At 43.7% G+C, this 4,350-nt stretch carries 6 protein-coding genes; 2 read left to right on the forward strand and 4 right to left on the reverse strand.

What is annotated here, in order from left to right; all coding sequences use genetic code 11:
* On the forward strand, window positions 1–319 hold a 319-nt coding region (locus ACTXGO_RS10270; protein WP_443574353.1), incomplete at its 5' end, for a TIGR04282 family arsenosugar biosynthesis glycosyltransferase.
* Window positions 320–545: 226 nt separating this feature from the next.
* Here ACTXGO_RS10270 and mtnP read toward each other — a convergent pair.
* The 4 genes from mtnP to ACTXGO_RS10290 form a co-directional block, all read right to left on the reverse strand.
* On the reverse strand, window positions 546–1,439 hold the full coding sequence (gene mtnP, locus ACTXGO_RS10275) for an S-methyl-5'-thioadenosine phosphorylase (protein ID WP_443574355.1): 894 nt from the start codon (window positions 1,437–1,439) through the stop codon (window positions 546–548).
* Window positions 1,440–1,520: 81 nt separating this feature from the next.
* Window positions 1,521–1,994: a GFA family protein gene (locus ACTXGO_RS10280; protein ID WP_443574357.1), complete on the reverse strand. Its 474-nt coding sequence runs from the start codon at window positions 1,992–1,994 to the stop codon at window positions 1,521–1,523.
* Window positions 1,995–2,157: 163 nt separating this feature from the next.
* On the reverse strand, window positions 2,158–3,201 hold the full coding sequence (lipA, locus tag ACTXGO_RS10285; protein ID WP_443541955.1) for a lipoyl synthase: 1,044 nt from the start codon (window positions 3,199–3,201) through the stop codon (window positions 2,158–2,160).
* Between the two features lie 117 nt (window positions 3,202–3,318).
* A complete protein-coding gene (locus tag ACTXGO_RS10290; protein ID WP_443541953.1) occupies window positions 3,319–3,741 on the reverse strand; it encodes a carboxymuconolactone decarboxylase family protein in 423 nt (140 codons plus the stop codon).
* Between the two features lie 373 nt (window positions 3,742–4,114).
* Between ACTXGO_RS10290 and ACTXGO_RS10295 the strand changes: the two genes are divergently transcribed.
* A partial coding sequence (locus tag ACTXGO_RS10295; RefSeq protein WP_443574359.1) for a hypothetical protein occupies window positions 4,115–4,350 on the forward strand: 236 nt, incomplete at its 3' end.

Raw genomic sequence — 4,350 nt, forward strand, 5'->3', positions numbered from 1 at the left:
TAAAAAGGTGTTGTTGATAGGAAGCGATTGTCCCAGTTTGACAGCGGCAGTGATTCAAGATGCCGCGCAGCAGTTAGACAACTCACATAGCGTGATGATTCCAGCCTCAGATGGCGGATATGTACTGTTTGGTTTTAAACAAGCTGATGCTAGCTTGTTTTCAAACATTGAATGGAGTACCGCAAGCGTTGCCTGTATTACCCAGCAGCGCATACGTGACTTAGGATGGTCACTTACAAAACTAGATACTTTGCATGATATCGATGAGCCAGAGGATTTACAGTATCTGCCTAAAGGTTGGCTTGATGGTTATAGGTAATTCAATATAAACACGATGCAGCGAGATGAAAATTTATTTTTCGCCGCATCGAGCGGCGTAGGCACAGCGCGCAAGAAAAACAAACTTTGATTGAGCGACTTGATAGCTACATATCTAATTTATTTGGATTCGACTATATAAGCTAAATAACGATTAATTTCTGATGATTTAAAATGTAAAAGCCATCAAATAATTTGATGGCTTTTTTACGCAATAGCGATTGATACTATTTAGGCAATAGCGCGCTAATCTTTGCTTTTACCTCATTGCTCATAGCGTCCACCGGCGTCACTAGTGCTTGTGCTAGCGCATTATGAGCAATAGAGTCAGGCTGCTCGCTTGCGAGTAGGGTGACGGCCTCTTTGATAACTTGCTGCGCATTATCCGCGTTTTTCATCAGGTTCTGAATCGCATAATCGGCACTAACGTCTGCCTCAAAAGGATGCCAAGAGTCAAAATCGGTGACTAGCGCAAGCGTAGCATAAGCGATGCTAGCTTCACGCGCCAGCTTAGCTTCTGGCATGTTAGTCATGCCGATAATATCAGCGTTCATTTGGCGATACCACTGCGACTCAGCACGAGTAGAAAATTGCGGCCCTTCGATACAAACGTAAGTCGCTTTTGGATGACACTCACCCTCAGATATCTTTGCTATGTCATAAGCACGAGTCAAAATATCAGCAACTTTGGTACATAAAGGATCAGCCATCGAAACGTGAGCAACTGCGCCTGTACCAAAATAAGTACTAGCACGATGCTTAGTCATATCGATCATCTGATCAGGGACGACCATATCTAACGGTTTAAGAGTTTCTTGCAATGAGCCGACCGCTGATACTGAAATGATGTAGCGTACCCCTAAAGTCTTCAGCGCATAGATATTAGCGCGATAAGGCACTTTTGACGGTGTAAACTTATGCCCTTGACCATGACGTGTCAAAAAAGCAACGGTCATGCCATTTAATTCACCTAAGACAATATCATCGGATGGCTTGCCATAAGGCGTCGAGATGCTGACGCTACGCTGGTTAGTCAAGTCTGCCATTTGATATAGACCGCTGCCGCCAATGATAGCGATGTCAGCCGAGTGTTTTACAGTGTCTTCTTCTTTTGAAGTCATAGAACGTTTCCAGATGTTTAACAATAAGTATTTAACTAAAAAACTCAATAAGACAGATAACTAATTTTTGAACAGATACTGCTAGCGTTTAGTAACTCTCTTAAACACACCCTGAGCCAGTGCTTTAACAATCATCGTCTGACTTTGTGCAAAGCCTGTATACTTGGGTAAATCGTCTTCTATATCTTCTACTCGGCTATCATAGAATAGATGCATCGTCGGATCAAGCAGGGCATCGACATTAGGATAGTTGTCGGTTGGCACTAGCATAAGCGCGCCGCCCATCGCCTTCTCAACACTTGGTTTATGACAGCGTTTGCAAAGTCCACGGTTGATATTTGGCGGTAATTTCCAACGGCGAAAACGGGTTTTGTTAATATCTAATTCGCTAAGATCTGACTTAAATAAAACTGTCACATCATTGTAGGCTTTACCCGTATATTCTTGGCAAATGGTGCAATGACAGATAAAGCGGCCGATAGGAGCATGATTTATCGTATAAGTATTACTATAACAAGAGCAAGAGCCTTCTTGCGGTGTAAATGCTTGGCTCATAAGGTGATCCTTTTTCGGTAGGCAGTTTATTATTGCTTCAAAATATAACACTATTATGGCCTGTGAATGTAGCTGCTTTGCACAAAGGTGGTAAAAGCGCTTTGACAATAAAAAAAGAGACCTAAGTAGATCTCTTTTAATCACTAGCTTATCTGATTACTAGCTAGCAGCCCAATTTACCCTCAGCCTCAAGCGCCTTTTTGCTACGGATAGGTGCTGGACAATCCTCACCATAATATTGACGATCGGCAAAGTAGCTTGAGCGTACCATGGGACCGGCCCAAATACTAAAGAAGCCAATTTTTTTGCCATAGTCCATATAGCGTTGGAACTCGTCTGGATGCACATAACGATCGACTGGTGCATGGTTTTTACTTGGCTGCAAGTACTGACCAACCGTTATCATATCGACATCATGCGCCTTTAGATCATCGAGTAGCGCATAGACCTCTTCTTCTGTCTCACCAAGACCAACCATAAACCCGCACTTGGTAGCGATATCAGGGCGACGCTCTTTATACAACTTGAGCAAGTCTAGTGAATGCTGATAGTCAGAACCGGGACGGAAGGCTTTGTATAGACGGGGCACGGTTTCGATGTTGTGGTTAAAGACATCTGGCGGTGTTTGTGTCAACAAATCTAAAGCCACTTCCATGCGACCACGGAAATCTGGTACGAGTATTTCAATTAAGCAATTCGGGCTAAGCGCTCTTGATTCATTGAGCACTTCAACGAAATGCGCCGCGCCGCCATCTTTGAGATCATCACGATCGACAGAGGTAATGACCGCATATTTAAGACCTAGGCCTAAAATCGTCTCAGCGGTATGACGCGGCTCGTCTTTATCTAGCTCGTTCGGACGACCGTGTCCGACGTCGCAGAATGGGCAGCGACGGGTACAGATATCACCCATAATCATAAAGGTCGCCGTACCATCAGCGAAGCACTGGGGTAGGTTAGGGCAAGCAGCTTCTTCACAGACGGTATAAAGCTTTTGCTCGCGCAGTGTGGCTTTGATACGTGCCACCTCGCTAGGTGACGACATCTTAACCCGAATCCAATCTGGCTTTTTTTTGGCCTCGACTGTCGGGATTACTTTAATTGGGATACGGGCAACTTTATCGTAGCCACGCAATTTTTCGCCTTGCACCGCTTTTTTGGGTTTGGCTTTGGCAGCAGGGACATAACTTTGAACGGCATTTGTCATAATCAATGATCTCTTAACCCTTGATAGGATAAGGGTTTATGGAATTATCGGCATGCTTTGTAAGTGCCTTTATTATAGCAGATATTGCGCTCAGGTTTTATTATTCAACCCTTTACTCTATAGCTTGTTGTGGTTTAAATTATCGATATCTATGCCCAAATCGCTAAATACTTCAATAGCCGCGCGAAAGGCTTCTTGGGTGGCGGGCGCGCCGCAGTAAGGCAGACTGTGCATGAGCACTTCTTGAATCTCGGCAACACTTGCGCCGTTATTAATCGCGCCGCGGATATGACCTTTTAGCTCGTTTGGGCTCTTTTGTGCAATCAAAAAACCTATCGTAATGAGTGAGCGGTATTTGCGAGGTAGGACGGACTCATCTTGCCACGTTGTACCCCAAGCGTGCTCGACGATCCAGTCCTGTAGCGGCTGGGTAAAATCTGTCGCCGCTTCTAACGAGCGCTTTACATGCACTTCTCCCATGACTTCAGTACGTACTTTGAGACCATTGTTATAATTATCTGACTTATCTTTGTTGTTCATGATTTGTCCTATTGCAGCGGTAAAGTTTCGATTTGCTCTAGATGTCGAAGTAAACTTCTAAATATATAAGCGCTTAACTATTTAAAAACAGTATAACAAATAACTAAAATCTGTTTAATACAGGTTCAATTCGTTCAATGATGAGACCATTTTTATAATAAATGTTCAATATCGCTATCGTATGAGGTCTTTTGTTGGCTGAGCCATTAACTTTTTAGTCGTTTTAGGCTATATTAGCAGGAATAATTACTCCGCTTATTATTCAATAATATAGTCACTCAAAATCACCCTTATCCAAAATTGCACACGAATGCAGGCAGTCACACTGACTACCCACGCCGTGTGCTCACTCCAACTGACAAGGAAGACCTATATGTTAGAAGCTTATCGTAAACATGTCGCAGAGCGTGCTGAGCTAGGAACGGTACCACTACCGCTTAGCGAAAAACAAGTTGCTCAATTGGTAGAGATTCTAAAAAACCCACCAGCAGGCGAAGATGAGTTCCTAATGAACTTGTTAGAGAACCGTATCCCAGCTGGCGTTGACCAAGCGGCCTACGTAAAAGCTGCATTTTTAGCTGCTATCTTAAAAGGTGAAGCATCATCACC

The organism is Psychrobacter sp. T6-1, from assembly GCF_052258445.1.

Coding starts and splice junctions, on each gene's coding strand:
- ACTXGO_RS10280 (WP_443574357.1), bottom strand. CDS start 1,994: ATGAGCCAAGCATTTACACCGCAAGAAGGCTCTTGCTCTTGTTATAGT.
- lipA (WP_443541955.1), bottom strand. CDS start 3,201: ATGACAAATGCCGTTCAAAGTTATGTCCCTGCTGCCAAAGCCAAACCC.
- mtnP (WP_443574355.1), bottom strand. CDS start 1,439: ATGACTTCAAAAGAAGAAGACACTGTAAAACACTCGGCTGACATCGCT.
- ACTXGO_RS10290 (WP_443541953.1), bottom strand. CDS start 3,741: ATGAACAACAAAGATAAGTCAGATAATTATAACAATGGTCTCAAAGTA.